General features: G+C 53.2%; 20 protein-coding genes. 12 read left to right on the top strand and 8 right to left on the bottom strand.

All coding sequences use genetic code 11. From position 1 onward, the window contains the following. The first annotated feature begins 50 nt into the window (after nt 1-50). From ACMHLI_RS07685 to ACMHLI_RS07660, 6 genes are all read left to right on the top strand, one after another. On the top strand, nt 51-2723 hold the full coding sequence (locus tag ACMHLI_RS07685) for a family 78 glycoside hydrolase catalytic domain (protein WP_413528940.1): 2673 nt from the start codon (nt 51-53) through the stop codon (nt 2721-2723). Between the two features lie 166 nt (nt 2724-2889). Next, on the top strand, nt 2890-3993 hold the full coding sequence (locus ACMHLI_RS07680; protein ID WP_413528939.1) for an ABC transporter ATP-binding protein: 1104 nt from the start codon (nt 2890-2892) through the stop codon (nt 3991-3993). 63 nt (nt 3994-4056) lie between these two features. Continuing rightward, nucleotides 4057-5337, top strand: a complete 1281-nt coding sequence (locus tag ACMHLI_RS07675; RefSeq protein ID WP_413528938.1) for an ABC transporter substrate-binding protein — start codon at nt 4057-4059, stop codon at nt 5335-5337. An 8-nt stretch (nt 5338-5345) separates the two neighbouring features. Then, on the top strand, nt 5346-6257 hold the full coding sequence (locus ACMHLI_RS07670; RefSeq protein WP_413528937.1) for a carbohydrate ABC transporter permease: 912 nt from the start codon (nt 5346-5348) through the stop codon (nt 6255-6257). Between the two features lie 20 nt (nt 6258-6277). Next, complete coding sequence (locus ACMHLI_RS07665; RefSeq protein ID WP_413529023.1) at nt 6278-7069, top strand: carbohydrate ABC transporter permease; 792 nt, start codon at nt 6278-6280, stop codon at nt 7067-7069. Nucleotides 7070-7090: 21 nt separating this feature from the next. Beyond that, the gene (locus ACMHLI_RS07660; protein WP_413528936.1) at nt 7091-8020 is read left to right on the top strand and encodes a metallophosphoesterase; all 930 of its coding nucleotides are present in this window, start codon (nt 7091-7093) and stop codon (nt 8018-8020) included. 246 nt (nt 8021-8266) lie between these two features. Here the strand turns inward: ACMHLI_RS07660 and ACMHLI_RS07655 are convergent, their stop codons facing one another. Together ACMHLI_RS07655 and ACMHLI_RS07650 are read right to left on the bottom strand one after the other, a co-directional pair. Further along, a complete protein-coding gene (locus tag ACMHLI_RS07655) occupies nt 8267-8800 on the bottom strand; it encodes a fimbrial protein (RefSeq protein ID WP_413528935.1) in 534 nt (177 codons plus the stop codon). Nucleotides 8801-9196: 396 nt separating this feature from the next. After that, a complete protein-coding gene (locus tag ACMHLI_RS07650; RefSeq protein WP_413528934.1) occupies nt 9197-10189 on the bottom strand; it encodes a 2-hydroxyacid dehydrogenase in 993 nt (330 codons plus the stop codon). Between the two features lie 241 nt (nt 10190-10430). On the opposite strand from ACMHLI_RS07650, the gene ACMHLI_RS07645 reads away from it, so the two are divergent. Genes ACMHLI_RS07645 through ACMHLI_RS07635 form a run of 3 tightly spaced genes read left to right on the top strand, consistent with a single transcriptional unit; the run spans nt 10431 to nt 13698 of the window. Next, entirely contained in the window at nt 10431-13160 is a 2730-nt protein-coding gene (locus ACMHLI_RS07645) for a YdbH family protein (RefSeq protein ID WP_413528933.1), read from the top strand. Further along, nucleotides 13157-13351 (top strand): YnbE family lipoprotein, encoded by a 195-nt coding sequence (locus ACMHLI_RS07640; protein WP_413528932.1) that lies wholly within the window; start codon nt 13157-13159, stop codon nt 13349-13351. The genes ACMHLI_RS07645 and ACMHLI_RS07640 overlap by 4 nt, the downstream gene beginning before the upstream one ends. Nucleotides 13352-13359: 8 nt before the next feature. Further along, a complete protein-coding gene (locus ACMHLI_RS07635) occupies nt 13360-13698 on the top strand; it encodes a YdbL family protein (RefSeq protein WP_413528931.1) in 339 nt (112 codons plus the stop codon). A 131-nt stretch (nt 13699-13829) separates the two neighbouring features. On the opposite strand, the gene ACMHLI_RS07630 is transcribed toward ACMHLI_RS07635, so the two are convergent. After that, complete coding sequence (locus tag ACMHLI_RS07630) at nt 13830-14447, bottom strand: FMN-dependent NADH-azoreductase (RefSeq protein ID WP_413528930.1); 618 nt, start codon at nt 14445-14447, stop codon at nt 13830-13832. Between the two features lie 303 nt (nt 14448-14750). Here ACMHLI_RS07630 and hrpA point away from each other — a divergent pair, with 303 nt between their 5' ends. After that, nucleotides 14751-18638 (top strand): ATP-dependent RNA helicase HrpA, encoded by a 3888-nt coding sequence (hrpA, locus tag ACMHLI_RS07625; protein WP_413528929.1) that lies wholly within the window; start codon nt 14751-14753, stop codon nt 18636-18638. Between the two features lie 63 nt (nt 18639-18701). On the opposite strand, the gene ACMHLI_RS07620 is transcribed toward hrpA, so the two are convergent. Next, a complete protein-coding gene (locus ACMHLI_RS07620) occupies nt 18702-19583 on the bottom strand; it encodes a trypsin-like serine peptidase (RefSeq protein ID WP_413528928.1) in 882 nt (293 codons plus the stop codon). 345 nt (nt 19584-19928) lie between these two features. Next, nucleotides 19929-20294, bottom strand: a complete 366-nt coding sequence (gene asr / locus ACMHLI_RS07615) for an acid resistance repetitive basic protein Asr (RefSeq protein ID WP_413528927.1) — start codon at nt 20292-20294, stop codon at nt 19929-19931. Between the two features lie 116 nt (nt 20295-20410). On the opposite strand from asr, the gene ACMHLI_RS07610 reads away from it, so the two are divergent. Beyond that, a complete protein-coding gene (locus tag ACMHLI_RS07610; RefSeq protein ID WP_413528926.1) occupies nt 20411-20809 on the top strand; it encodes a hypothetical protein in 399 nt (132 codons plus the stop codon). 206 nt (nt 20810-21015) lie between these two features. Here ACMHLI_RS07610 and ACMHLI_RS07605 read toward each other — a convergent pair whose 3' ends face one another. From ACMHLI_RS07605 to rstA, 3 genes are read right to left on the bottom strand one after another with little or no spacing between them, the layout of a single operon-like run. Further along, nucleotides 21016-22497 carry a carboxypeptidase M32 gene (locus ACMHLI_RS07605; RefSeq protein ID WP_413528925.1) on the bottom strand — a complete coding sequence of 494 codons (1482 nt, stop codon included), beginning with the start codon at nt 22495-22497 and terminating at the stop codon, nt 21016-21018. A 2-nt stretch (nt 22498-22499) separates the two neighbouring features. Beyond that, nucleotides 22500-23825, bottom strand: coding sequence for a two-component system sensor histidine kinase RstB (gene rstB / locus ACMHLI_RS07600; protein ID WP_413528924.1), 1326 nt, complete (start codon nt 23823-23825; stop codon nt 22500-22502). Continuing rightward, entirely contained in the window at nt 23822-24553 is a 732-nt protein-coding gene (gene rstA / locus ACMHLI_RS07595; RefSeq protein WP_413528923.1) for a two-component system response regulator RstA, read from the bottom strand. Before rstA ends, rstB begins: the two co-directional genes overlap by 4 nt. Nucleotides 24554-24881: 328 nt before the next feature. On the opposite strand from rstA, the gene ACMHLI_RS07590 reads away from it, so the two are divergent. After that, nucleotides 24882-25301, top strand: a complete 420-nt coding sequence (locus tag ACMHLI_RS07590) for a hypothetical protein (protein ID WP_413528922.1) — start codon at nt 24882-24884, stop codon at nt 25299-25301. The last annotated feature ends 13 nt before the right edge of the window (nt 25302-25314 follow it).

Raw genomic sequence — 25314 nt, 5'->3', positions numbered from 1 at the left:
CTCTCCCTCTCACCCTTCAATAATATGCCGTCATTAAGGAGTGCTGAATTATGTTGTCCATTGCAAAACTAACCCTGGATCTGGAGCCGGTATTACAAGGCGTGGATCGGATGCCGGTCATTGGCTGGGAAATTGAAAGTCACAACCGCAACGTAAAGCAAGTCTCTTACTGGTTGCAAATTTCGCCGGATGAGAATTTTAGCACCGTTATTTTTGATAGCGGGAAAGTGAACAGTGAAACGTCGAATAACCTGGATGTTGGTGAAATATCATTGCAACCCTCAACGCGTTATTTTGTCCGCGTGCAGGTTCAGGATAATCATGGTCAAACCAGCGACTGGTGCTCTGCTGCATATTTCATCACTGGCTTACTCAACAGCGGCTGGCAGGCGGAATTTATCTCCGCAGAAACCCCCGCAGATAAAAACAGTTCGGCCACCACGTCACTGAGAAAATCTTTCGCAATAAATAATGCCGGGGATATTGCTTTTGCTGTTTTACACGTCAGCGCGTTGGGGCTGTATGAGTTTCATTTAAACGGCCAGAAAGTCGGCAACGATGAACTGACGCCGGGATGGACCAGTTATCATCACCATTTACTTTATCAGACCTATGATCTGACCGGTCTGCTGCAAAGCGGCGAGAATGTGATGGGTGCTATTTTAGGCGCAGGCTGGTTCAAAGGCGATATGGGCTTTACCCGCGACCGTAATTATTATGGCGAACAGACGGCGCTGATATGCCAGTTAGTGATCCACTACAAGGACGGCAGAAAAGATATTATTTATTCCGACAGTGGCTGGAAAGGAAATAATTCGCCGATTCTTTTCTCTGAAATTTACGACGGTGAAATTTACGATGCCAGAAAAGAGTTGAGCGGCTGGGATAATAAAGATTATCCGGCAACGTCATGGCGACCGGTAAATATTGTCCGGTACGATAAAACAACGCTGACCGCGCAGGGAAGTTGTAAAGTCCGCCAGATAGAATTACTGAATCCACAAGAAATGATCATTACCCCCGAAGGCGATCGGGTGATTGATTTCGGTCAGAACTTAAGCGGCTGGGTGGAATTTAAAGCCACAGGCCGCGCGGGCGACCAAGTGATATTGCGTCACTTCGAAGTACTGGATGCGAATGGCAATGTCTATCTGGATAATTTACGTTCGGCCAAACAGCGGGTCGAATACACCCTGAAAGGCGACGGTGAAGAGATTTATCATCCGCATTTCACCTGGCAGGGTTTCCGCTATGTGAAAGTCGAAGAATATCCGGGTGAGGTAAATCTGGATAATTTCACCGCCATCGTGCTGCATTCCGCGATGGAACCAACCGGGCATTTCGCCTGTTCGAATCCGGACCTCAACCAGTTGCATCACAATATTCTCTGGGGGCTGAAAGGTAACTTTGTGGATGTGCCGACGGATTGCCCGCAGCGCGATGAACGTCTCGGCTGGACGGGCGATGCGCAGATCTTCTGCCGCACCGCCAGTTACCTGATGCAGACGCGCAATTTCTTCGCCAAATGGCTGACCGATTTGCGCTTTGACCAAACGCCAGAGGGCGGCGTTCCTCATGTGATCCCGGATATCCTCGACGGACGTTGCGGTGAGGATCGTCTGCTGTCCGGCGGCGGTACGCATTCTGCATCGGCTTGGGCGGATGCGGCGGTCATCAACCCGTGGACGATGTACCTGATGTACGGCGACACGCGGGTGCTGGAAAATCAATACGGCAGCATGAAAGGCTGGATCGATTTCATGCAGGCTCATGCGGAAAATAACATCTGGCGTTACCGGTTACAGTTCGGCGACTGGGTGGCGCTGGATGCCAAAGAGGGCAGCTACTTCGGCGCGACGCCGAATGATCTGACCTGCACGGCCTATTACGCCTGGTCCACGCTGCTGTTCGCTAAAGCCGCCAAAGCGTTAAACCGTCAGGCCGATCACGAAAGCTATCTGGCGCTGCATCACGCCATTGTCCGCAGTTTTCAGGAGGAGTTTTTCACGCCGACCGGACGTCTGGCGGCGAGAACACAAACCGCCCATATTCTGGCGCTCTATTTCAATCTGGTGCCTGACGCTTTTCGTCAGAGAACGACGGACACGCTGGTTGAGCTGTTAGAAGAACAGGGCGGTCATCTGGTCACTGGCTTTGTCGGCACGCCGTATTTCTGCCATGCGCTGAGTCAGAATGGGCGGGCGAAGGAAGCCTGGGCACTGTTGTTAAAAGACGATTTTCCTTCCTGGCTCTATCAGGTGAAAGCGGGTGCCACCACCATCTGGGAACACTGGGACGGCATCAAACCGGACGGCTCGATGTGGAGCGCGGACATGAATTCCTTCAACCATTATGCCTATGGCGCAGTAGGCGAATGGTTGTACCGTGTGGTGGCAGGGATTGAGGCGGACGAGCAGCAACCGGGCTTTAAACATGCCCTGATCAGCCCGCTGACGGGCGGCGGGCTTGATTGGGTGAGAGCCGGTTATCACTCGGTTTACGGTGAAATCAGTGTGCAATGGAAAGTCATTGGGGAAGATGCGCAAGGCAAAACCCTGAGGCTGGACGTCGGCATCCCGGCCAATTCGACGGCGACAATTTCGCTGCTTGCGGCCGATTCTGTGCCTGAAACCGACGGAGTAGATTTCGTCCGCAATGCGACGGGTTTAACGGCAGAAGTCGGCTCCGGGCGCTATCAGATCACCTATGTCATCAAAGAATAGTTAATCGTTAGTTGTTCATTCTTCACTGCTGGCCGGAAGGCGTTTCATTGCGCGTCTTCTGGCTTCCCTGTCTGCCTGTCTTCCTGCCGTCATCTCTTCATCATAAAACCGTCATTTTGCCCCGTTAGGTTATGCCCATCACCGGTCAGAGAGAATTATTACGGGCATGAGCTATTTATCACTGCGTCACATCCAGAAATCCTGGGGAAATAAGGTCGCCCTCGACGACATCAGTTTTGATGTGGAAGAGGGGGCGTTTATTGCATTGCTGGGACCTTCTGGGTGCGGTAAATCCACCCTGTTGCGCACCATTGCCGGGCTGGAATCCGCCGACAGCGGCGCTATTTTATTTCGTCAGGAAGATGTCACCGCGCTTTCGCCATCTGAACGCAAACTGTCGATGGTCTTTCAGTCTTATGCACTCTTTCCGCACATGAGCGTGCGCGAAAATCTGCTATTCGGGCTGCGTGCGCGGGGCGAGGATAAACGTCAGTTCGCCTCGCGGTTAGCCGAAGTCAGTAAGCTGATGGAGCTGGAACAGTTGCTTGACCGGTTGCCTGCGCAACTTTCCGGCGGGCAACAACAGCGCGTGGCGCTGGGGCGTGCGGTGATCGCCAATAACAAGCTGTGTCTGATGGATGAGCCGTTGTCCAACCTCGACGCCAAACTGCGCCAGAGCATGCGCCGCGAAATACGCGCGATTCAAAAGAAGCTCGGCCTGACGATGGTGTACGTCACCCACGATCAGACCGAAGCCATGAGCATGGCCGATAAGATCATTCTGCTTAACGACGGCCACATCGAACAGCACGACACGCCGGACAACCTCTATAACAACCCGACCAGTATTTTCGCCGCGCAGTTTATTGGCGCGCCGCCGATGAATATTTTGCCGCTGGTGCGTCGCGGTTCGCATCATTATCTCGCCAACATGCCGGTGCCGGTGGTGGAAAATCTCGACGAAGAGGCCATCAGCCTCGGGCTGCGTGCGGAAGACATTCAGCTGACTGACGCCGCGAATGCCGGCCTGACCGCACAGGTCGTCAGCCACGAATACATGGGCGCAGACACGCTGGTGGTCTGCGCGTTAGCCGGATACCCCGAGCCGCTCACCGTGAAAGTGGCGGGGATGAAACGTTTTGCCGAAGGCCAGATTGTCGGGCTGCAATGGGCCACCGGCGCGCAGTATTTTTTCTTCAGTGCGGGCGGCAAACGCTGTTATCGCGCTGAGCATGCCTGTTTACCTTCGAAAACCCGCGTCGCCGTCTGATTTTATATTTTGATTTTATTCACTTTTATGACTTCGCACACTATGAATGCCAAAGGGAAAACTATGCCACCTGCTCATCGCTTGTCACGCCTTGCTACTGCTTTACTGTTGATTACCGGCACCTCAGCCTTCGCGGCCGATCCGGTCAAATTACAAATGTATTACCCGATTGCCGTTGGCGGGAAAATCAGCCACACGGTGGATACGCTGGTGGAAGATTTCCAGAAAACGCATCCGGATATCAGTATTCAGCCGGTCTACACCGGTGATTACGCCACCACCGTGACCAAAGCGCTGACCGCCTTTCGCGGCGGTAACGCTCCGCAGATCGCTGTGATCGGCGACATTGAGGCTTATTCCCTGATCGATGCTGGCGCGATCCTACCGGTCAGCGACCTGGCGTATGATGCCGACGGCAAAAAGTGGATCGACAGTTTCTATCCGGCATTTATCCGCCACATTCAGGACAAAGTGTGGAGCATTCCGTTCCAGCGTTCGACCGTGGTGCTGTACTGGAACAAACAGGCGTTTGAGAAAGCCGGTCTGAACGGCGACACACCGCCCGCTAACTGGCAGCAGGTGGTCGATTTTGGTAAGAAGCTGGTGGTACGCGATGGCAGCGATGTTAAACAGTGGGGCATCGAGATCCCCTCCACGCCAAACGGCTACTGGAACTTTCAGGGGATAGCCGCCACCAACGGCAGCCATCTGGATAACGGCAAAGGCACGGCAGTGACCTTTGACACGCCGGCCAACGTCGAAGCTTTGCAGTGGCTGACCGATCTGGCACAGAAAGATGCTGTATCGCCAAAAGGCGCGATCGCTTGGGGCACCACGCCGCAGGATTTCATCGATGGTAAAACCGCCATGATGGTGACCACCACCGGCAACCTGACCACCGTACGCGACAACGCTAAATTCCCGTTCGGCGTAGCGATGCTGCCGGAGAAAACTCAGCGCGGCAGCCCGACCGGCGGCGGTAACCTGTACGTCTTCAAAAACACCACGCCGGAACAACAGAAAGCGGCGATGGAGTTTATCCGCTGGGTGTCTGCGCCTGAGCAGGCTGCGCGCTGGAGTATCGCGACCGGTTATGTCGCCACGTCGCCCGCCGCCTGGGAAACGCCGGTCATGCAGGATTACGTGAAAAAAGTGCCGCAGGCGCTGGTTGCCCGCGAGCAGCTGAAATATTCCCAGCCTGAGTTATCGACTTACAACAGCGTGCAGATTCAGGAACTGATGAACCACGCGATCGAAGCCGCCGTCACCCAGGCGAAAACCCCGGCCGACGCGCTGAGTTCTGCGCAGAAACAGGCCGACCGCTTGCTGAAACCGTATCAATAAGGAACGACATGAGCACGTTGCACTCTGTCGCACCGGCACCCCGCACACGCGGGTTGTCTTTGCAGCTGTACGGTTATCTGTTGCTGTTACCGGCGCTCTGCTTTCTGCTGCTGTTTACCCATTACCCGGCGCTGGCAACCATTTGGGAAAGCGTCTTCAGCGCCGCGCGCAACGGGCATCCGGCGCAGTTTGTCGGGCTGGATAACTACCGTGCGTTGCTCGACGACGACACGTTTTTGCTCTCGCTGCGCAATAACCTGTTGTACGCGGCGATCACCATTCCGCTGTCGGTGGTGCTGGCGCTGCTGATGGCGCTGGCGGTCAACCGCCGTCTGCGCGGCAACGCTATGACCCGCGCGGCGTTTTTCATTCCTTCTTTATTGCCGATGGTGGCGATCGCCAACCTGTGGCTGTTTTTCTACACACCGCAGTTGGGCTTACTGAATAAACTGCTGGCGCTGTTTTCGCTCCCCGCCGTTAACTGGCTGGGCCAGCCGGATACTGCGCTTTACAGCCTGATGGCGGTATCGGTATGGCGCGAAGCCGGATTTTTCATGATTTTTTATCTCGCCGCGCTACAGCAAATCGATCCGCGCCTCTCCGAAGCCGCCGAAATAGAAGGGGCATCGCGCCGCTTTTTCTTTCGCCGTGTGCAGTGGCCGCTGCTGATGCCGACCACGTTGTTTATTTTGATCAACGCCTCGATGAACGCGTTTCGTATTGTCGATCAGGTTATCGCCATGACCAATGGCGGGCCGAACAACAGCACCAGTTTGCTGCTGTTTTACATTTACCGCACCGCTTTCAGTTACTGGGATTTGCCGTATGCCTCGGCGATGACCGTTGTGCTGCTGGCGATTCTGGCATCGATCGCACTGATTAAATTCAATCTGATGGACAAAAGGGCGCACTATCAGTGAAGCAGACCAATTTTTCTAAAATGTGCCTGAACCTGATCACCTGGCTGGCAGCGTTGCTGTGGTTTTTACCCATTTTGGTCTCCATTTGGGTGGCAATTCATCCCGCCTCTGAGCAGGGTAGCTTTTCGCTGTTTGCGCCGCTGACGGTGCAGAACTTCATCAACGCCTGGCACGCCGCGCCGTTCGCCCGGTATTTTCTCAACACGACACTGCTGGTGCTGATGATCGTCGTCTGCCAGATAGTGCTGGCGACGCTGGCGGCTTACGCGCTGGTGCGTTTCAAGATGAAAGGCGGCGGCGTGATTTTCGCGCTGATTTTGTTGCAGCTGATGATTAGCCCGGACGTGCTGATCCTCAACAACTATAAAACCATCGGCGCACTTGGATTGCGCGACAGCCTGCTGGGCATTGCGCTGCCGTATTTTGCCTCAGCGTTTGCGATTTTCATGCTGCGCCAGACGTTCAAAAGTATTCCGCTCGTGTTGGAAGAAGCGGCCATCGTTGAAGGTGCCAGCCGCTTTTACATTTTGCGCAAAATCTATATTCCGCTGGCGAAACCGATTTACGTGGCGTTTGCGCTGGTGTCGATAAGCTTCCACTGGAACGATTTCCTCTGGCCGCTGGTGATCACAGATTCTGTCAAAGTGCGGCCGATTACGGTCGGGCTTCAGCTGTTTTCTGCGCCTGAACAGGGCGTGCAGTGGGCGTTGATCAGCGCTGCCACCCTGATGACCGTCTTGCCGCTGTTACTGCTATTTCTGGTGTTCCAGCGTCAGTTTGTTCAATCCTTTATGCGGGCAGGCATTCGTTAAACCGCCCGACAGGAGCACGTTATGACCGTTATTCCGTCCTCACCAACGCTGTCTGAAGAGCAGAAAGAGGCACTCGGTAAAGTGAGCACGTTTTACCCGCCGCCTGAAGTCTTTAATGAAATGATTTCCGGCCAGAGGCTGCGTTTTGGTCTGATTGCCGACCCACAGTATGCGGACGTTGACGCTGAGAAAGATCGCCACTACCGCAACAGCCTGAATAAACTGGCCACTGCCATCACTGAGCTCAATGATGTAAAACTCGATTTTGTAGTGACGCTCGGCGATCTGGTAGACCGCGACTGGTGCAGCTTCGATCCGGTCATCAGCCGTTACGGTGCGCTGCGCCATCCGCATGCGGTGCTGATCGGCAATCACGATGCACAGGTAATATCCCAACATCTTGGGGCGCAGACCCCGGCGCTCGGTTTGCCGAAAAGTTATTATCAGTTCAGCCTGCCGGGCTACCGTTTTCTGGTGATCGACGGTAACGACGTCAGCCTGTACTGCAATCACGCCAACGGCGACGACCGTCAGCTGGCGGAATTCATGCTCGATGAACTGACCGAATGTCAGCAATCACAGGCGCAGCCGTGGAATGGTGCAGTAGGGCGCAGGCAACTGGAGTGGATCGAGTACAACCTGAAAGAGGCGAAAGCGCAGGGCGAAACGGTGCTGGTCTTCGGGCACTATCCGCTGACGCCGGTCAACAGCCACAACCTGTGGAACTGCGAAACGCTGGTGGAACTGTTGTGCCGTTATCAGGTGCGCGCTTATTTTGCCGGGCACGATCATCGGGGAGGTTACGACCGTGTGGAAGATACCGACTTCATTACCCTGAAAGGTATGGTGGATGGCGAAAACAGCCTGCCGTTTGCGACGGTCGCGCTCGAAGGGGATGTGCTGTCGATTAATGGCTACGGGACGGAGATCAGCAGGGTACTGAGCCGGTGATACAGAGATGTTCTGAATGTAATCAAAATTAGCGTCGATTAAAACTCCCGGTGTTAGCGCAGGGAGTTTTTTTATATTTCCCCTTCACGTTTTCCTAATGGTAAACAATGACTGGCAAAAGTGGAGTGCTTTTAGATTCGGCTATTTAGTTCATTCATTGGTATAAACTAGCCACATGAATGATAGTTATATCGGTTCGCAGCCACAATATCTTTAATGATATTGTGGTCAGAAATGACATAATCTTTATTTATAAGTAAAAGTGACGGATATGGTCGAAGAAAATGTACCTGGTGTTACGGCTGCTGTTTTCGATCCATTAAGTATAAAAACATCATGTTTTACACTGGCAGTGTGAGTAGTGGCATTAACTGCTGTTGTTTGAGAAGAACCATTGGATAAAACCGTCCCCGTGCCTCCGACCTTGAGTTGTGCCCCCACATTTTTTGCTGTGCCCGTACCGGCGAATAATGAGGGGGTTTCAGTCATTGCAGTACCTGCATATGTTGACACCACCGATGTAGTTGTCGCAGGACAGTTGGTCAGTTCAATAGTAAATGAGGTGGAGCTAGACCAGGAACCAGGCGAGGCTAAAGTTGTAGCATTTATTGCAGGTATCACGACGTTTTTTACTGTTTCAGGCGTGCATGGGCTGGCAACAATATTCGCTGTAATGTTTATCGTGCTATCCGCCGCGAAGGCATGTTGTTGGCAGAAAAAAGTGAGTCCTAAGCTCATTAAAATAATTAACTTGCTCTTTCTTGCTAATTTAAATTCCATTTCACATTCCACTATAAATTTATTTGATTTTAGAGATGATATAAAAAAGTAGGTTCCCACTTGTATTTTCAAATTATACCAGTCTGTTTAATTTCAGTAAACCTCCCCATTAAATGAATGAGTCGCTTTCGGCTTTTTATCTCGTTGATTATCATCGGCTATTTTGAATTTAATTATACTAACTATTGAATTTAGAATTACTTAATTATTGGATGTTGGCTTGTGAGTTGAAAACGTTTGTGCAGAAGTTTATTGCAGACCCTGCATGATAGTATTTTGTGGCAATACTCAATCGCAGGAAATAACACATACCCGATGTTTATGTTGTGATTAAAGTAAAATCTCCTGGTCAAAAAATATGTCCAGGAGACTGCATTTACTTTCGAGAGGGCAGAATTACGCCGTCAGTATATTCGGGCAAGTCACGCCTTTCGACAGCTGATCAATATTCATCAGCGTGGTCTCGGAAATACTGGTCAGCGCGTCACTGGTCAGGAAGGCCTGGTGGCCGGTGAACAGAACGTTGTGGCAGGAAGACAAACGGCGGAAGACGTCATCGAGGATCACTTCATTGGAGTTATCTTCGAAGAACAGATCGCGTTCGTTCTCGTAAACGTCCATTCCCAGCGCGCCGATTTTTTGGTTTTTCAGCGCGTCAATGGCGGCGCTGGCATCCAGAAGTGCGCCACGGCTGGTGTTAACGATCATCACGCCGTCTTTCATTTTGGCAAAAGACTGCGCATTGAGCAGATGATGGTTTTCCGGAGTCAGCGGGCAGTGCAGGGAGATGACGTCAGATTCGGCATACAGCGTGTCCAGATCGACATATTCTGCACCGAGCTCAAGCGCCAGCGGGCTTGGGTACGGATCGTATGCCAGAATTCGCATACCAAACCCTTTCAGGATGCGCATCGTAGCCACGCCGATTTTACCGGTACCAATAATTCCGGCAGTGCGCTGGTACATGTTGAATCCGATCAGCCCTTCCAGTGAAAAATTGGCTTCACGGGTGCGCTGATAGGCGCGGTGAATGTGGCGGTTCAGGCACAACATCATGCCGACGGCGTGCTCCGCGACGGCTTCCGGAGAATATGCCGGTACGCGCACAACGGAAATCCCCAGGGATTTAGCCGCTTCCAGGTCAACGTTGTTGAAGCCCGCACAGCGCAGTGCCAGCGTCTTCACGCCCAGCGCTGCCAGCTCCTGTAACACTTCACGTGAACCCTCATCATTCACGAAAATGCATACTGCATCCGCGCCGATGGCGGTTTTCGCCGTTTGCGGCGTCAGCAGAAAATCGAAGAACTCCAGCTCATAGCCATAATGCTCATTCACCAGTTCCAGATATTTCCGGTCGTAATTTTTAGTACTGTAGACAGCCACTTTCATGGTGTTTCTCCGCAGTGAGTTTGAATCTCTGGCGATACTGTTTCCTGATGTTTTCTAAGGAATAAACCGTTTCAGAAACAATTCGCGCTATGCAACCAAACTAACAGAGCGCGAGGTGGCAGACAATTTATCCCGTGCTGTTTGGGTGTGGGATACTGGCTTTTCAACCATCAGTTGTTACGCTAATTGTGATATCTTGCGGGCAGTTAGACAATCAGCGAAGAATAGAACAAGGCACGTCATGCACAACGGACTTAAGAAAGGCGTACAGGTGATCCTGAGTATAGTGGTGATTCTGTTACTGCTGATGTGGCTGTTATGGAAAACGGTGCCGCGCTGGTTGCCGTCCGTCGCCGGCCACTGGCTGCCGAAAGGGACACAGCTTGCGCTAAAAGGTTCTCCTCACTGGTCCAACGGCGCGCTGCAATTGCCGGGGCTGCGTTATGTAGCCGGTGACTGCACGCTGGCTGACGCGAAAGATGCCCGCCTGAGCAACTCGTCAGGGCGCTGGGCAGTAGACCTCGATACACTGACCGTCGATACCGCCTGTCTGTCCAAACTGCCGTCCGGGGAGAAGCAATCCGCTGCGCTCTCGCTGGCCGATATACAGAAGATGATCCCCGCCGGTCGCGTCAATATCGCCCATTTCTCTGTCACACCGTGGCAGCGTTACGCCGGTAAATTGCAGCTTGATAACACCGAGGGCGTGCAGCATCTTTCCTTTACCGGCGAATCCCTGACGCTTGATGCCATTCTGGATGGCGACCGCACGCTGGCAATTCATACTTTCAGCCTCACGCCGCCGGGCAGTGAACAGCCGATCACCCTGAGTGGCAAATTGTTGCTTCCCGCGACGTTCGACCGCCTGCCCGAATCCGGCGAACTGCATGCCGAAATGCACACTGCTCAGGTACCCAATCCGCTGGATGTTCAGCTGAGCTGGCAGGCGACAGAAGGCGTGCTGACGCTGACCGAAAAGGGCAGCGAACATCCGCTGGCGATGTTGCCGTGGCAGCTTAATGGCCAATCGTTGCAGATTGCACAAGGCCAGTGGCGTTGGCCTTATGCTGCACAACCGCTGGCAGGCGGCGTTAATATCACGTTCAGCGACTGGACGAAGACTTTTGATCAAACCAATATTACCGCGCGCCTGAATGTGCTGACCCAGGGGCACAACGGCAAAGCCAACGTCGTGCTGACGATGGGGCCGGGGCGTATCGGGCTGCTCGACAGTAATCTGGATTTCCGGCTGACCGGTCAGGCAAATTTACAGGCGACGTCCCTGAGCGCGTCGCTGCCCGGCGTACTCAGCGGTTCGGTGCTGAACCCGACGCTGGCGCTGAAAAGCGGATCCCTGTTGCGTGCATGGGGCAAACCCATGACGAATCTCACCATCACGGACGCGCGCTGGCCGCTGGCGGGTGTGAAAGTGTCGGCGCAGGGCGTAAGCGGGCCGTTGCAGGCGATCCTCAAAGCCCGGCACAGCTACTGGGGAAAATTTGATTTACACCTGAACGGGAAATCGCAGGAATTCTGGCCGGACGCCGGACGCTGGGATTTCAACTACTGGGGCAATGGCCATCTGCCGCCGCTGAATGGCCGCTGGGATATGTCCGGCAAGGGCCAGTGGCATGATAACGTGATAAGCGTAAACAGTCTGTCTACCGGATTTGCCCGCTTACATTACGGCATCGTCGATGTGGAGGCGCCGCGCCTGACGCTTGAACAACCCTTTGTCTGGCAGAGGCCGATACCGGAACGTTTCAAAAAGCAGTATCCGGATCTGCCGACGGTATTTAAAGGCGACATCAAACTGGTTGCCAAAAAAATCGCCTTTGATAACGGCGGTTATCTGCCCCCTGCGACCCTGACGTTACAGCTCAGCGGCGATACGCCGTCACATTTCAATATGAACGGATCGCTGGATGCCAAACCGATCGGCCCGATCCGCCTTACCGGCCGTTGGGACGGCGAGCGTTTACGCGGTGAAGGCTGGTGGCCGAAACAACAGCTGACCGCCTTCCAGACGCTGCTCACGCCGGATTTCAACATCAAATTACGTGAAGGATCTTTCTACGCGCAGTCGGCATTCTCCGCCGCGCGCGGACAGGGCTTTATCGCCGGTGGCCACTGGGTGGTAAAAAACGGCGGCATGTGGCTGAAAGACGGCGATCTGAGCGGGCTGGATTTCAGCCTGCCATATCGGCTGAAAGACGCGGTCTGGCAACTGGGCGTTAAACAACCCGTTACGCTGCGCATTGGTGAGGTGAACAATCTCATTACCATGAACAATATTACGGCGGATTTGCAGGGCAATTATCCGTGGAGTGAGGCGCAGCCGCTGACGCTGAGCAATCTGGGCGTGGACGCGCTGCGCGGGCATCTCAGTCTTTCGGCGTTGCGGATGCCGCAACATGATGCGGCGGTGCTTAAGCTGGAAAAAATCAATCTCAGCGAATTGTTTACCGCGCTGAAACCGAAGCAACTGGCGATGTCCGGTCTGATTTACGGCGAACTCCCTCTTTATGTCGATAATCCTAAATGGATTATTCACAACGGCTGGATCAAAAACGACGGTGGTCTGACCCTGCGCCTCGACCAGCAGTTCGCCGATGCGATGGCGAGCGGTAATTTCGCCAATGGGCTGGTGATTGGTCTGCTGCGCTACCTGGAAATCAGCCGCTCTGAAGCGCAGGTGAGCCTGGATAATCTCGGCGAACTGACCATGGCGGCGAAAGTGGACGGTGTGAATTACACCGATAACAGCCACGGTGGTGAGAAAGAAAAACGCGAAATCGTGCTCAATTACACCCATCAGGAAAATATCTATCAGCTGTGGCGCAGTTTGCGCTTTGGCGACAATCTTCAGGAATGGTTGCAGCAACAGATCGCTTTGCCGGCCAATTCGCTATCGAAAAGCCCCGCTGCAACCGGGCAGAAAGAGGAAAAAACCTTGAGGAAGGAACAATGAAATTGCGACTTATCGGCCCGAGTCTGGCACTGAGCATCATGATGCTCAGTGGCTGCGTGCCGCGTATCGAACTGGCTGCGCCGAAAGAGCCGATCACTATCAACATGAACGTCAAAATCGAGCACGAGATCCACATCAAAGTGGATAAAGACGTCGAGAATCTGCTGAAAAGCCAGAACGACCTGTTCTAGGAGCGCACATGTCCAGAGCCTTTATAAAACGAATCAGCCTCACGCTGCTCACTACCGGCTTGCTGCTGTGCGGTCAGGCGTACGCGCTGACGCTCGGAGAAGCGAAGCAACAGGGGCTGGTCGGCGAAACGCTGTCCGGCTATCTGGCACCGGTGAAGCAGGATGCACAAAGTATCGAATTTGCCACGCGCATCAACGATGCACGCAAACAGCAGTATCAGCAAGTCGCCCAGGATAATCAGGTCACCACCGATGATGTCGCCAAACTCGCGGGACAAAAGCTGGTCGCCAGAGCCGGAAAAGGCGAATGGGTGCGCGGGATTAATGGGAAGTGGTTGCAGAAGTGATCGGTTAAGTCATCATAAAAAAGACATAAAAAAGCGCGCTTTTCAGCGCGCAAGAGGATTTTCACAACAACATCGAAGCGGGTTTCAGACACAGATTTTAAAGAGAGTAGACCGCGCTCTGATTGTGAAAATTATGCCGCAGCCAGCTCTTTAATTGCTGCGTCGATGGCTGCTTTTGCATCAGTCTGTGCTTTGGTCGCTACTTCAGGACCGTACGCGATACCTTCGGCGTAAACGAACTCTACGTCGCTCATGCCCAGGAAGCCCAGGAACAGAGACAGGTAAGGGGCAACCAGATCGCTTGGGGTATCTTTGTGGATACCACCACGGCTGGTCAGCACGATTACGCGTTTGCCTTTCACCAGACCTTCAGGGCCTTTCTCGGTGTATTTGAACGTCACGCCAGCACGGGCAACCAGGTCAAAGTAAGTTTTCAGCTGAGTCGGGATGTTGAAGTTGTACATTGGTGCCGCGATAACGATCACGTCATGCGCCTGCAGTTCGTCGATCAGGGTGTCAGACAGCGCCAGCGCTTCTTCCTGACGTGGTGACAGCGGAGCATCGGAAGGACGCAGTGCGCCAACCAGTTCACCATCGAGTACCGGGATCGGGTCAGCGGCCAGGTCACGAACAGTTACGGTAGAACCGCTGTTGGCAGCCTGATACTGGGCGACAAGGTAATCAGCCAGTTGGTTAGACTGAGAGAAGTTAGCCAGAATGCTTGATTTCAGGACGAGTACTTTGCTCATGAGAGAGTTCCTTAACTGTGTGATACATAGGGATGCGCTTGGTTATAACCAGTCCGCCCCCGGAATGGAACTTACTTTATTCACAAAGCTTATGCAGTGATAGCGCAATATTTAGAGACCCTTCATCGATTTTTTTGAACAAGTTATAAAAGGCTAAAAAATTCGAGTTTTCTTCATCCTCAACAGCTTGTGTTAACATATCAGCAAACAGGCAAGCGTTAACCCGCCTCAAATCATTTCAAATTCAGCCGTCCCCTCTTTATCGACAGCGGTTCGTCTGACTTGCAACAAGGAATATCGAACGTGAAATCACCGCTCGCGGCATTATCAGCGCAGTTAGACGGGCTGATGCTACGTGACCGGCAACGTCTGCAACGTCGTTTGCAGGGTGCCAAAAAGACCTTTAACGAAAACGCCAATCCTCAGGCGACTGATGCGCTCAGCGCCGAAATTCAGGCTGCAATCGACGAAAGCCGTAAAAAAGTCAGCTCACGTGAAGCGTCACGACCAAAGATCAGCTATCCGGAGAATCTGCCGGTCAGCCAAAAGAAAGAAGACATTTTTAACGCCATCCGTGACCATCAGGTGGTGATCGTCGCGGGTGAAACCGGCTCGGGTAAAACCACGCAGATCCCAAAAATTTGTATGGAGTTAGGGCGCGGTATCAAAGGCGTGATCGGCCATACGCAGCCGCGTCGTCTGGCAGCGCGTACCGTAGCCAACCGTATTGCCGATGAGCTCGATACCACGATGGGTAACACCGTCGGCTATAAAGTCCGCTTTAACGATCAGGTCAGCGAGAATACGCTGGTCAAGCTGATGACCGACGGTATTCTGTTGGCGGAAATTCAGCAGGACCGCATGCTGATGCAGTACGACACGCTGATCATCGATGAAGCGCATGAACGTAGTCTGAACATCGACTTTATCCTCGGTTATCTGCGCCAGCTGTTGCCGAAACGCCCGGATCTGAAAGTCATCATTACCTCGGCGACCATCGATCCGCAGCGCTTTTCGCGCCATTTCAACAATGCGCCGATCATTGAAGTGTCAGGCCGCACTTATCCGGTCGACGTGCGTTATCGCCCGATTGTTGATGACGCCGATGACACCGACCGTGACCAGCTGCAGGCGATTTTTGACGCGGTGGATGAGCTTGGCCGCGAAAGTATGGGCGATATCCTGATTTTCATGAGCGGTGAGCGTGAAATCCGCGATACCGCCGATGCGCTGAACCGTCTGGCCTTGCCGCACACCGAGATCCTGCCGCTGTATGCCCGATTGTCGAACAGCGAGCAGAATCGTGTGTTCCAGTCGCATTCCGGCCGCCGTATTGTGCTGGCGACCAACGTGGCAGAAACCTCACTGACGGTGCCAGGCATCAAGTACGTTATCGATCCCGGCACGGCACGCATCAGCCGGTACAGCTTCCGCACCAAAGTGCAGCGCCTGCCGATCGAGCCGGTATCGCAGGCTTCCGCCAACCAGCGTAAAGGCCGTTGCGGCCGTGTTTCTGAGGGGATCTGTATCCGTCTTTATTCGGAGATGGATTTCCTCTCGCGCCCTGAATTTACCGACCCGGAAATTCTGCGCACGAATCTGGCGTCTGTCATTTTACAGATGACTTCGCTGGGGCTTGGCGATATCGCCGCGTTCCCGTTCGTCGAAGCGCCGGATAAACGTAATATTCAGGACGGCGTGCGTCTGCTCGAAGAACTGAACGCTATCAATAACGCCGTCGATGGCCGCTATTCTCTGACGCCGCTTGGCCGTCAGCTGGCTCAGTTGCCGGTGGATCCACGTTTGGCACGCATGGTGCTGGAAGCGCAGAAAAACGGCTGTGTACGCGAAGTGATGATCATTACGTCGGCGTTGTCGATTCAGGATCCGCGCGAGCGTCCGATGGACAAACAGCAGGCGTCCGACGAGAAACATCGTCGGTTTGCCGATAAAGATTCCGACTTCCAGGCGTTCGTGAATTTGTGGGACTACCTGAAAGAACAGCAAAAAGAACTGAGCTCGGCGCAATTTCGCAAACTGTGCCGCAGCGATTTTCTTAACTATCTGCGCGTGCGCGAATGGCAGGATATCTACACCCAGCTGCGTCAGGTCGTGAAAGAACTTGGACTGCGGATCAACAGTGAACCGGCGGATTATCGCAGCATTCACTGCGCGCTGTTGACCGGGTTGCTGTCGCACATTGGCCAGAAAGACGCGGATAAACAGGAGTATACCGGTGCCCGTAATGCCCGCTTTGCGGTGTTCCCTGGCTCCGGTTTATTTAAGAAGCCACCAAAATGGGTGATGGTCGCCGAACTGGTGGAAACCAGCCGCCTGTGGGGGCGCATCGCCGCGCGTATCGAACCAGAATGGATCGAACCGCTGGCGCAGCATCTGGCGAAAAGCAGTTACAGTGAACCGCATTGGGAAAAAGCGCAGGGCGCGGTGATGGCAACGGAAAAAGTCACGCTGTACGGCCTGCCGATTGTTGCGGCGCGCAGCGTTAACTATGGCACCATCGATCCGGTCGTGTCGCGCGAGCTGTTTATCCGTCATGCACTGGTGGAAGGTGACTGGCAAACACGTCACGCATTCTTCCGCGCTAATCTGCGTTTACGTAGCGAAGTCGAGGAGCTGGAACACAAATCCCGCCGCCGCGACATTCTGGTGGATGAAGAGACGCTGTTCCTGTTCTACGAACAGCGCGTCGGCATGGACGTCGTTTCAGGCCGCCACTTCGATACCTGGTGGAAAACGCAGCCGCAGGACAGCCTGAACTTCGAAAAAAGCATGCTGATCAAAGAGGGCGCGGGGAATATCAGCGCCCATGATTACCCGAATTTCTGGCATCAGGGCAACATCAAACTGCGGGTCACCTATCAGTTTGAACCGGGCACTGATGCCGACGGTGTGACGGTGCATATCCCGCTGCCTCTGCTTAATCAGGTCAGCGAAGAAGGTTTTGACTGGCAGATCCCCGGTATTCGTCGCGAGCTGATTATGGCGCTGATTAAATCACTGCCTAAGCCGTTACGCCGTAACTTTGTTCCTGCGCCAAACTATGCGGATGCGCTGATGGGGCGCATCAAACCGTTCGAAATGCCATTGCTGGATGCGATGGAACGAGAATTGCGTAAGATGAGCGGAGTGACGTTGTCACGCGAAGACTGGCAGCTGGATCAGGTCCCCGATCATCTTAAAATGACGTTCCGCATTGTTGATGATAAAAACAAAACGTTGCGTGAAAGCAAAGACCTGACGGCGCTGAAATCCGGCCTGAAAGAGCAGGTGCAGCAAACGCTTTCCGCCGTAGCTGATGACGGCATCGAGCAGCGTGACCTGCACGTCTGGAGTTTCGGCACGTTGCCGGAACGTTATGAGCAAAAGCGCGGTGGCTATGAAGTAAAAGCCTATCCGGCAATTGTTGATGAAAAAGACAGTATCGCCATCCGCTTGTTTGACAGCGAACTTGAACAGCAACAGGCCATGTGGGGCGGGATGCGCCGTTTACTGCTGCTGAACATTCCGTCACCGATTAAATATCTGCATGACAAACTGCCTAACAAAGCCAAACTCGGTCTGTATTTTAACCCGTACGGTAAAGTGCTTGATTTAATTGACGACTGTATCTCATGCGGTATCGACAAACTCATCGCTGAATCCGGTGGATTAGTCTGGCGCGAAGAGGATTTCGCAAAACTGCATGAGCACGTACGCGCTAATCTCAACGATGCCGTGGTACAAATCGCCATTCAGGTCGAGCAGATCCTGACCACCGTTTTCAACATCAACAAACGGCTGAAGGGGCGGATTGATATCACTATGGCGCTCGCGCTTTCTGATATTAAATCGCAGATGTCAGGGCTGATTTACCGTGGTTTTGTTACGCAAAACGGCTGGAAACGTCTGCCGGATACATTGCGATACCTCCACGCTATCGAGCGTAGGATGGATAAACTGGCGATGGATCCGCATCGTGACCGTGCGCAGATGCTCAAAGTAGAAAGCATCCAGAAACAGTGGCAGCAGTGGCTGAATAAACTGCCGCCGGTGCGACAGCAAAGTGAAGACGTGAAAGAAGTGCGCTGGATGATCGAAGAGCTGCGCGTCAGCTACTTCGCGCAGCAGCTGGGGACGCCGTATCCGATTTCGGATAAAAGGATCCTTCAAACCATGGAACAGCTGGTGTAGTGATACATTAAAAAACCGCCATTGGCGGTTTTTTTGTCTCTGAGATTGGGTACACCCTGAGGATTACTGAGTCGCAGGCGTTGTCGGTGTGCTCGCAGCGATCGCGCCGGAAGAGAGTGTATTCAGCGCATCGCGAATCGCAGGAACGGCCAGCGCGCGGTTATCGGCCAGATATCTGTCCTGCGCCGCGGGGGCTGAACTTTGAATCGCCACCAGAGACCAGCCGTCAGCATTTTTGAGCAGTAACGGTGAACCGCTGTCGCCTGGCAGCGTGTCACAACGGTGCGATAATACTCCCGGTTGTGCCCATCCGGTGACCAGACAATCCTGATGCACATACAAATCATCCAGATGATCTTCAGGGTATCCAGCCTGGGTTACTTTCCGACCTTCCTTTTTGAGAAGGGCGGTGAGAATGTCACGCGATCCTTCCCACAAAGGCAGCGGCTTAATCGGTAATGCCAGCTTTTCGTCAGTCAGACGGATCAGCGCAAAATCATAAGACGCCGCTTTTGGCGGCACAATCCACCCGTCGCCATCGGCTTTCAGTTTTTTGCCTAATGCAGGGTCCACCAGCGTTTGCAGCGCAGTAATTTGATAACGCCATTTCTGATTATGAGAAATAAAACGCAAGGCGATGACTTTATCGATATTACCCGGCGGCGCGAGGACGCAGTGACCGGCGGTTAAGGCCAGATGTTTGGAAATCAGGGTGGCGGTACATAAATTACCGCTGGCGGTTTCAATTTGCCCGATAGCCTGCCACGGCCAGTGCGATGCATTCGCAACGGGCTGGCGCTGATCGTGACCAAAAAACAGGGCGGTTTTTTCTTTTACGGAAATTGAAGGTGCGTCGTCGTCTGCATCATCCGGGGAATCAGCATGGGCGAGGGAACTGGCGGTAAAACAGAAAAAGCACAAAAACAAAGGTAATGCGATGCGCATAACATTCTGACCTTGAAAACAGGGAGAACCCGTAAACCCGTTATTATGGAAAGATTATAGACGGTTATCTTTGGACATGGATATATTTGTCTGAAAACTCACTCTTTTTAGCAGATAACGAGCATCATCTCAGCGGGCTTCAAAACTTCAGAAGTAGAAGAACAGGGTTATCAGACCGCAAAGGATCAGAGAGCACAGGGTGATTTCGAACAGGTAGCGGCGCAGCATCTTCCATCAGTACCTCAAGATAGAAACCGGAGAAAAAAACACCCGGCGAACCGGGTGTTAAATCATCAGTCTTGATAATGGTGAGTGGATACGCTCACAAAGACTTCTTGGTACGTCTTATGCCGCTGGGGTAGCTTTTGCAGCCGGAGCAGCTTTCTTAGCATGTTTCACGTGTTTTTTAGCAGCCTGGGCTTTCTGAGCTACTGGTGCTGCTTTCTTAGCGTGTTTCACGTGTTTTTTAGCAGCCTGAGCTTTCTGAGCTACTGGTGCTGCTTTCTTAGCGTGTTTTTTGTGTTTTTTAGCAGCCTGAGCTTTCTGAGCTACTTTCTTATGAGTCTTGTGTTTGGTTACGTGCTTGGTAGCAGGGGCAGCCGTCGTCGTTGCTGTTGCAGCTGGCGCTGGAGTTGCAGTAGTTTCAGCAGCGAAAGCGACAGAAGACAGGCCCATTGCAGCGGCTACAACCAGAGCTAATACTTTTTTCATGTGTCATTCCTCAAGAATTTTAGTTTATGTGTCTGCCCCACTGCGGGGCCGGTGAGAGAATAATAGGCGTGAGGAATGAGGCTGTCCGTGAGTGATTGGTTTCGGCGTGTAACGGAATGTACAAGGGGGAATTCAATAACAACAAGGTGTTATCTTTGGGTTTCAACTTTAAGGTCAAGACCTTGGGCTCGCCGCCCAAACTGGCCCAAAGGACGCGTAAACGCGCGCCCTCTGGACTCCCGCGTTTTTATAAAACACGTGCCATGCATCCCGGCTATGTTTCAGAAACTCCCGCTGTTGCCGCAAAATCCCGCCGCTGCACGGTGCCCTCCGGTCGGGTTACAACCCGCGCAAAAAACGCGCGGTTTTCCACCTCTTCCTCCGGCGTGATTTTTGAAAGCGGCCAGAGCTTTTTAGGTCACAACTTCACCCACTCGGATCATTTCAAAAAACCAAATACGTTGTGCAAACTTTCTTTTTGTTTTTTTAAAATCCTGAGATGGCGCGTGTTTTAAAAAGCGGGGAGGAATCCAAAGGAGGGAAAGCACTTCCCTCCTTTGGGCGGTTTCGGCACAGTGAAATAAGCGATCACTGCAATTGAGAAACCGAAATATTCTCGAGCTTATTTTAAAGCCGATTTTGCAGAGGCATCTGTATCGGAAAACCGAAACTCTCCCGATCAGCTTTCAAACCCCGCGCTTGTCGGTGATACGCCCACCCATTACAGGTATCGATTTTCCAAATGAGCCCTGAAATACGCCGGATTTAACGTTTCCCCGGTGGCGTTCTTCATCAACTGGTCAGTGGTAAACCGGCTCCCATGCTGCCAGATATTCTGCTGTAACCACTGGAACAACGCCGTCAGGTCGCCGCGGGCGATATCATCTTGCAAGGTCGGGATTGCTTTATTGGCGCACTGGAACAGCTGTGCAGCATACATCGCGCCGAGTGTGTAAGTCGGGAAGTAGCCAAAGCCGCCGTCGGTCCAGTGGATATCCTGCATACAGCCGTCCCGGTAATTTCCAACGGTATCAATGCCCAAATATTCCTTCATCTTGCTGTTCCATAAGCCAGGAATATCATCGACTTCAATTTCGCCTTCCATCAGCGCTTTTTCGATCTCATAACGCTGAATCACGTGAGCCGGATAGCTAAGTTCATCAGCATCTACACGGATGAAGCCCGGCTGGACGCGCTGGTTCAGCTTCATGAAGTTACTTTCATCCAGACCCGGACGTTGACCGAACTGCTCAATGACCAGCGGATAGACGGATTTAAGGAAAGGTTCGCTGCAACCGAGCTGCATTTCAAACAACAGGCTCTGGGATTCGTGAACCCCCATGGAACGCGCGTTAGAAACCGGCTGGCCAAGCCACTCCTTTGGCAGGTTTTGCTCGTAACGTGCATGACCGGTTTCATGAATCACACCCATCATGGCGCTGAGGAATTCATCTTCGTTATAGCGTGTGGTAATGCGCACATCTTCAGGCACGCCGCCGCAGAACGGGTGGGCGCTGACGTCCAGACGACCTGCGTCGAAATTAAAGCCCAGACGGCCCATCACTTTCAGGCCGAGCTGACGCTGTTTCTCGATGTCAAAGGGCCCCTGCGGTGCAATGCGGCTTTCTGTTTTCTGCTTCTCGACCACGGTCTGCAACAAATCCGGCAGCCAGGTTTTCAGATCCCCGAACAGCGTGTCGAGTTTCTGCGACGTCATGCCCGGTTCGTACAAATCGAGCAGGGCGTCGTAGCGGCTGATACCCGCGGCGTCAGCGCGGAACTGCGCTTCTTCACGGCTGAGTTTCACCACCTCTTTCAGGTTTTCCGCAAAACCTTCCCAGTCGTTGGATTTACGCTGAATGCGCCAGGCTTGCTCGCAGCGCGCACCGGCCAGCGATTTTGCCTGCACCAGACTTTCAGGCAGCAGAGCCGCCTGCTGGTAATGACGACGCATTTCGCGCAGGTTGGCCTGTTCCACGTCGTTAAGCTGCTCGCCGCTGGCCTGTTCCAGCCATTCACCGACTTGCTTCGCCGTGAGTATCTGATGCGTCAACACGCTCAGTTCCGCAAGGGCTTCTGAACGCGCCTGTCCGCCCTGTGGCGGCATCATGGCCGCAGCATCCCAGCCGGCAATCGCAGATAAATGGCCGAAACGGGATAAACGGGCGAAGGTGTCGTGCAATTTTTTATACGCGATGGTCATTATTAGCTCCCTTCATGGTGTGGGTCGGACTGTTCTACAGCCAGATTGAAAGTCGGTTTTACCGGCCAGCTGAAACGCATGCTGGCACCGCCCAGCGGGCTGCTATCGACGGCGACGCGGCCCTGATAGGCGACGGCAATAGAATGTACGATGGCCAGTCCCAGCCCGCAGCCGCCGGTGGCGCGGTCACGGCTTGGGTCAAGACGTACAAATGGCTCGAAGATGCGCAGACGTGCTTCCGGCGGAATACCCGGCCCGTCGTCTTCAACCTGTAAACAGGCGGTTTCGCCGTCCAGCCACAGGCTGATGCGCAACGTTTCCTGCGAATAGCGCAGTCCGTTGTTGACTAAGTTATCCAGCACGCGCTCCATCAGCCGCAAATCTACACCGCCGAAATCGATGTTTTGCGGTGAATCGTAGGCGATGCTGCGCCCGGTGTTTATGAGCCGGAAATCGTCCACTTTGTCTTCAAGCCAGTCGGCCAGATTCACTTTTTCGAGATGCAGCGCGACCTGCGGGCGATCGAGGCGCGCGTAGGTCAGCAGTTCGTCGATCAACGCTTCAAGCTGGCCGATATCACGGTTAATGGCGTTTTGTTCAGATTCAGGCAGGTTTTCACTGATCGCCAGCCGGTAACGCAGGCGCACCAGCGGGGTACGAAGTTCGTGGGCGATGCCGTCGATCAGCTGTTTCTTACTGGCGATCAGCGTGCTGATGTTGTCCGCCATCTGGTTGAACGCCACGCCGACCCGCGTCAGGCTCGAGGCGGAATCAAAATTCACCCGTTCATCAAGATGTCCGTTGCCCAGGCGCAACGCCGAGTTCTCGAGGCGCAGCAAATCCTGCCAGTGCGGGCGCATCCACAGAAAGACCGGCAGCGCCAGCGACAGGCCGATGATCATCAGCAGCGCGAGATCCAGCAGCCGCATTTCGTGCATATAGAAAAGATAGGGGATCGGGCCGACCACCAGTACGTAATGGCTGCGCGGCACGCGCTGAATAAAGGTGTATTCATCATCGAGGGCAATGATTTCGCCGTCTTTGAGGCGTTTATCCAGTTCGGGGCTGAGTTTGCGTTTGCCGAGCGGTTCGATGTGCAGTTTGAATGACAGGTTAAGATCCAGCGTATTGATGGTCTTATTCCAGTCTTTGATCGGAATTTCCCTGAGTTCGCTGCGCATCAGATACAGCGAGCTTTTCATCAGGTCATTCATGGACTGACGGCCGGTGCGCTCGGCGGTGACTTTGTACACCAGCCCGACGAGCATCGCCATGACCATAAAACAGACCAGCAGTAACAGAAAGAACTGGACGAAAAGCTTTCTCATTCCGTCAGTGACTCCCAGGCGTTCGGGGCAAACAAATAGCCTTTATTGCGCACCGTTTTGATACGGAAAGGTTCAAGGGTGTTGTCGTAAAGCTTGCGGCGCAGGCGGGAAATTGCCACGTCGATGCTGCGATCCAGCCCGTCGTAGCTCACGCCGCGCAGGTTTTTCAGCAGCGCTTCGCGATCCATAATGCGCCCGGCGTGCGTTGCCAGCTCCCACAGCAAATCAAAGTCAGAGGTCGACAGCACAATGGTTTCATCCACCAGCGTTACCTGACGGTTGACCGGGTCAATACACAACTGACCGAAGTGCAGGGCGTTGCCGCTGGTCAGCGTCTGAACCGGTTGTTCATTTTGCGTAGATTGCGACGGATTCTGTCGCAGGTGCAGCCGTAGTCTCGCCAGTAAGACAGCGGGCGGCGTGGTTTTCAGGATGTAATCGCTGGCGCCCATTTCCAGTGACAGAATGTGGTTCATGTCGCTGTCGAGCGAAGTCAGCAGGACAATCGGGCCGGGAAACACCGGGCGCAAATCACGGCATAGCGTCATGCCATCTTTGCCGGGCAGCATGATATCCAGCAGCACCAGATCGGGTTTTTCTTTCTCTATTCTTGCCTGCGCCGTATCGCCGCGGGGTTCAACCAGCACGTCGATATCATGTTTGCCTAAATAGGCGGCAATCAGGTTGCCGACTTCAGCATCATCTTCTACAAAAACGATTTTATTCATTGGCTTGCTGCTGTTAAAAATCCGGTGGTTAGCATAGCGTGAGCGCGCGGCGGACGCTATGGGACGTAATGACTCTTGCGGCATGAATTCCACAATTCGGGGGATTCTGGCGACAAAATCTGAATTTTGGGTGTTTGTGCTTTCAGCCTACTACAGTCACACAATGAAAGCGCCTGAACCGACTGGAAAAGTATCGGTGAACTATGCCATTATACAGAGGAATAATTGTGTCTATATGCATTGATTTGCGGAATAAATCCGAGCACACCTTCGCACGTTCAACTCAGACGTTCAATGGCTAGACCCTGACCAGGAAGAGGAAGAGGGGATGAATGAAAACCGCCTGGTACCCGATGCGCGCAGTCAGAAAGCATCCTTTGACTATATGGAATATTTGTCCGCATCCTGCAAAAAGAAATGGAGTTTCGTTGACGCCATTTATGGTGTAATGCCGTTTTTCGGCATGGTATTGAAATCCCGCTCTCAAAAAGATAAATCGAAACAAGAGTCTCTGCGGGCGCTGGCACTTCAGGTGGTTTCCACTCAGGTCAGCGATGAAACCAATATCGTTCGTCTGATAGAACTGGCAGAACAGCAGGGCATGTACAACATCGATATTACGCTCCCGTATTCCCTGACTGACGATCAGCTGACGGCGATTAAAGTCGAGTGTAAACATCTGGTACAACTCAGCCACAATAATGATCATTTACTTGTGCAGATAATGCAGATGCCGTCTCAGCATTGAGAAAATACTCTGT

The sequence above is a fragment of the Rahnella inusitata genome, from assembly GCF_965118895.1.
Classification (GTDB): Bacteria; Pseudomonadota; Gammaproteobacteria; order Enterobacterales; family Enterobacteriaceae; genus Rahnella; species Rahnella inusitata_A.
This window is presented reverse-complemented; position numbering and strand designations above follow the sequence as displayed.

Coding starts and splice junctions, on each gene's coding strand:
- rstA (WP_413528923.1), bottom strand. CDS start 24,553: ATGAATAAAATCGTTTTTGTAGAAGATGATGCTGAAGTCGGCAACCTG.
- ACMHLI_RS07655 (WP_413528935.1), bottom strand. CDS start 8,800: ATGGAATTTAAATTAGCAAGAAAGAGCAAGTTAATTATTTTAATGAGC.
- ACMHLI_RS07640 (WP_413528932.1), top strand. CDS start 13,157: ATGAAATTGCGACTTATCGGCCCGAGTCTGGCACTGAGCATCATGATG.
- rstB (WP_413528924.1), bottom strand. CDS start 23,825: ATGAGAAAGCTTTTCGTCCAGTTCTTTCTGTTACTGCTGGTCTGTTTT.
- ACMHLI_RS07590 (WP_413528922.1), top strand. CDS start 24,882: ATGAATGAAAACCGCCTGGTACCCGATGCGCGCAGTCAGAAAGCATCC.
- ACMHLI_RS07660 (WP_413528936.1), top strand. CDS start 7,091: ATGACCGTTATTCCGTCCTCACCAACGCTGTCTGAAGAGCAGAAAGAG.
- ACMHLI_RS07605 (WP_413528925.1), bottom strand. CDS start 22,497: ATGACCATCGCGTATAAAAAATTGCACGACACCTTCGCCCGTTTATCC.
- ACMHLI_RS07620 (WP_413528928.1), bottom strand. CDS start 19,583: ATGCGCATCGCATTACCTTTGTTTTTGTGCTTTTTCTGTTTTACCGCC.
- ACMHLI_RS07630 (WP_413528930.1), bottom strand. CDS start 14,447: ATGAGCAAAGTACTCGTCCTGAAATCAAGCATTCTGGCTAACTTCTCT.
- ACMHLI_RS07670 (WP_413528937.1), top strand. CDS start 5,346: ATGAGCACGTTGCACTCTGTCGCACCGGCACCCCGCACACGCGGGTTG.
- ACMHLI_RS07650 (WP_413528934.1), bottom strand. CDS start 10,189: ATGAAAGTGGCTGTCTACAGTACTAAAAATTACGACCGGAAATATCTG.
- ACMHLI_RS07635 (WP_413528931.1), top strand. CDS start 13,360: ATGTCCAGAGCCTTTATAAAACGAATCAGCCTCACGCTGCTCACTACC.
- ACMHLI_RS07680 (WP_413528939.1), top strand. CDS start 2,890: ATGAGCTATTTATCACTGCGTCACATCCAGAAATCCTGGGGAAATAAG.
- ACMHLI_RS07685 (WP_413528940.1), top strand. CDS start 51: ATGTTGTCCATTGCAAAACTAACCCTGGATCTGGAGCCGGTATTACAA.
- ACMHLI_RS07665 (WP_413529023.1), top strand. CDS start 6,278: ATGTGCCTGAACCTGATCACCTGGCTGGCAGCGTTGCTGTGGTTTTTA.
- asr (WP_413528927.1), bottom strand. CDS start 20,294: ATGAAAAAAGTATTAGCTCTGGTTGTAGCCGCTGCAATGGGCCTGTCT.
- ACMHLI_RS07610 (WP_413528926.1), top strand. CDS start 20,411: ATGTACAAGGGGGAATTCAATAACAACAAGGTGTTATCTTTGGGTTTC.
- ACMHLI_RS07675 (WP_413528938.1), top strand. CDS start 4,057: ATGCCACCTGCTCATCGCTTGTCACGCCTTGCTACTGCTTTACTGTTG.
- ACMHLI_RS07645 (WP_413528933.1), top strand. CDS start 10,431: ATGCACAACGGACTTAAGAAAGGCGTACAGGTGATCCTGAGTATAGTG.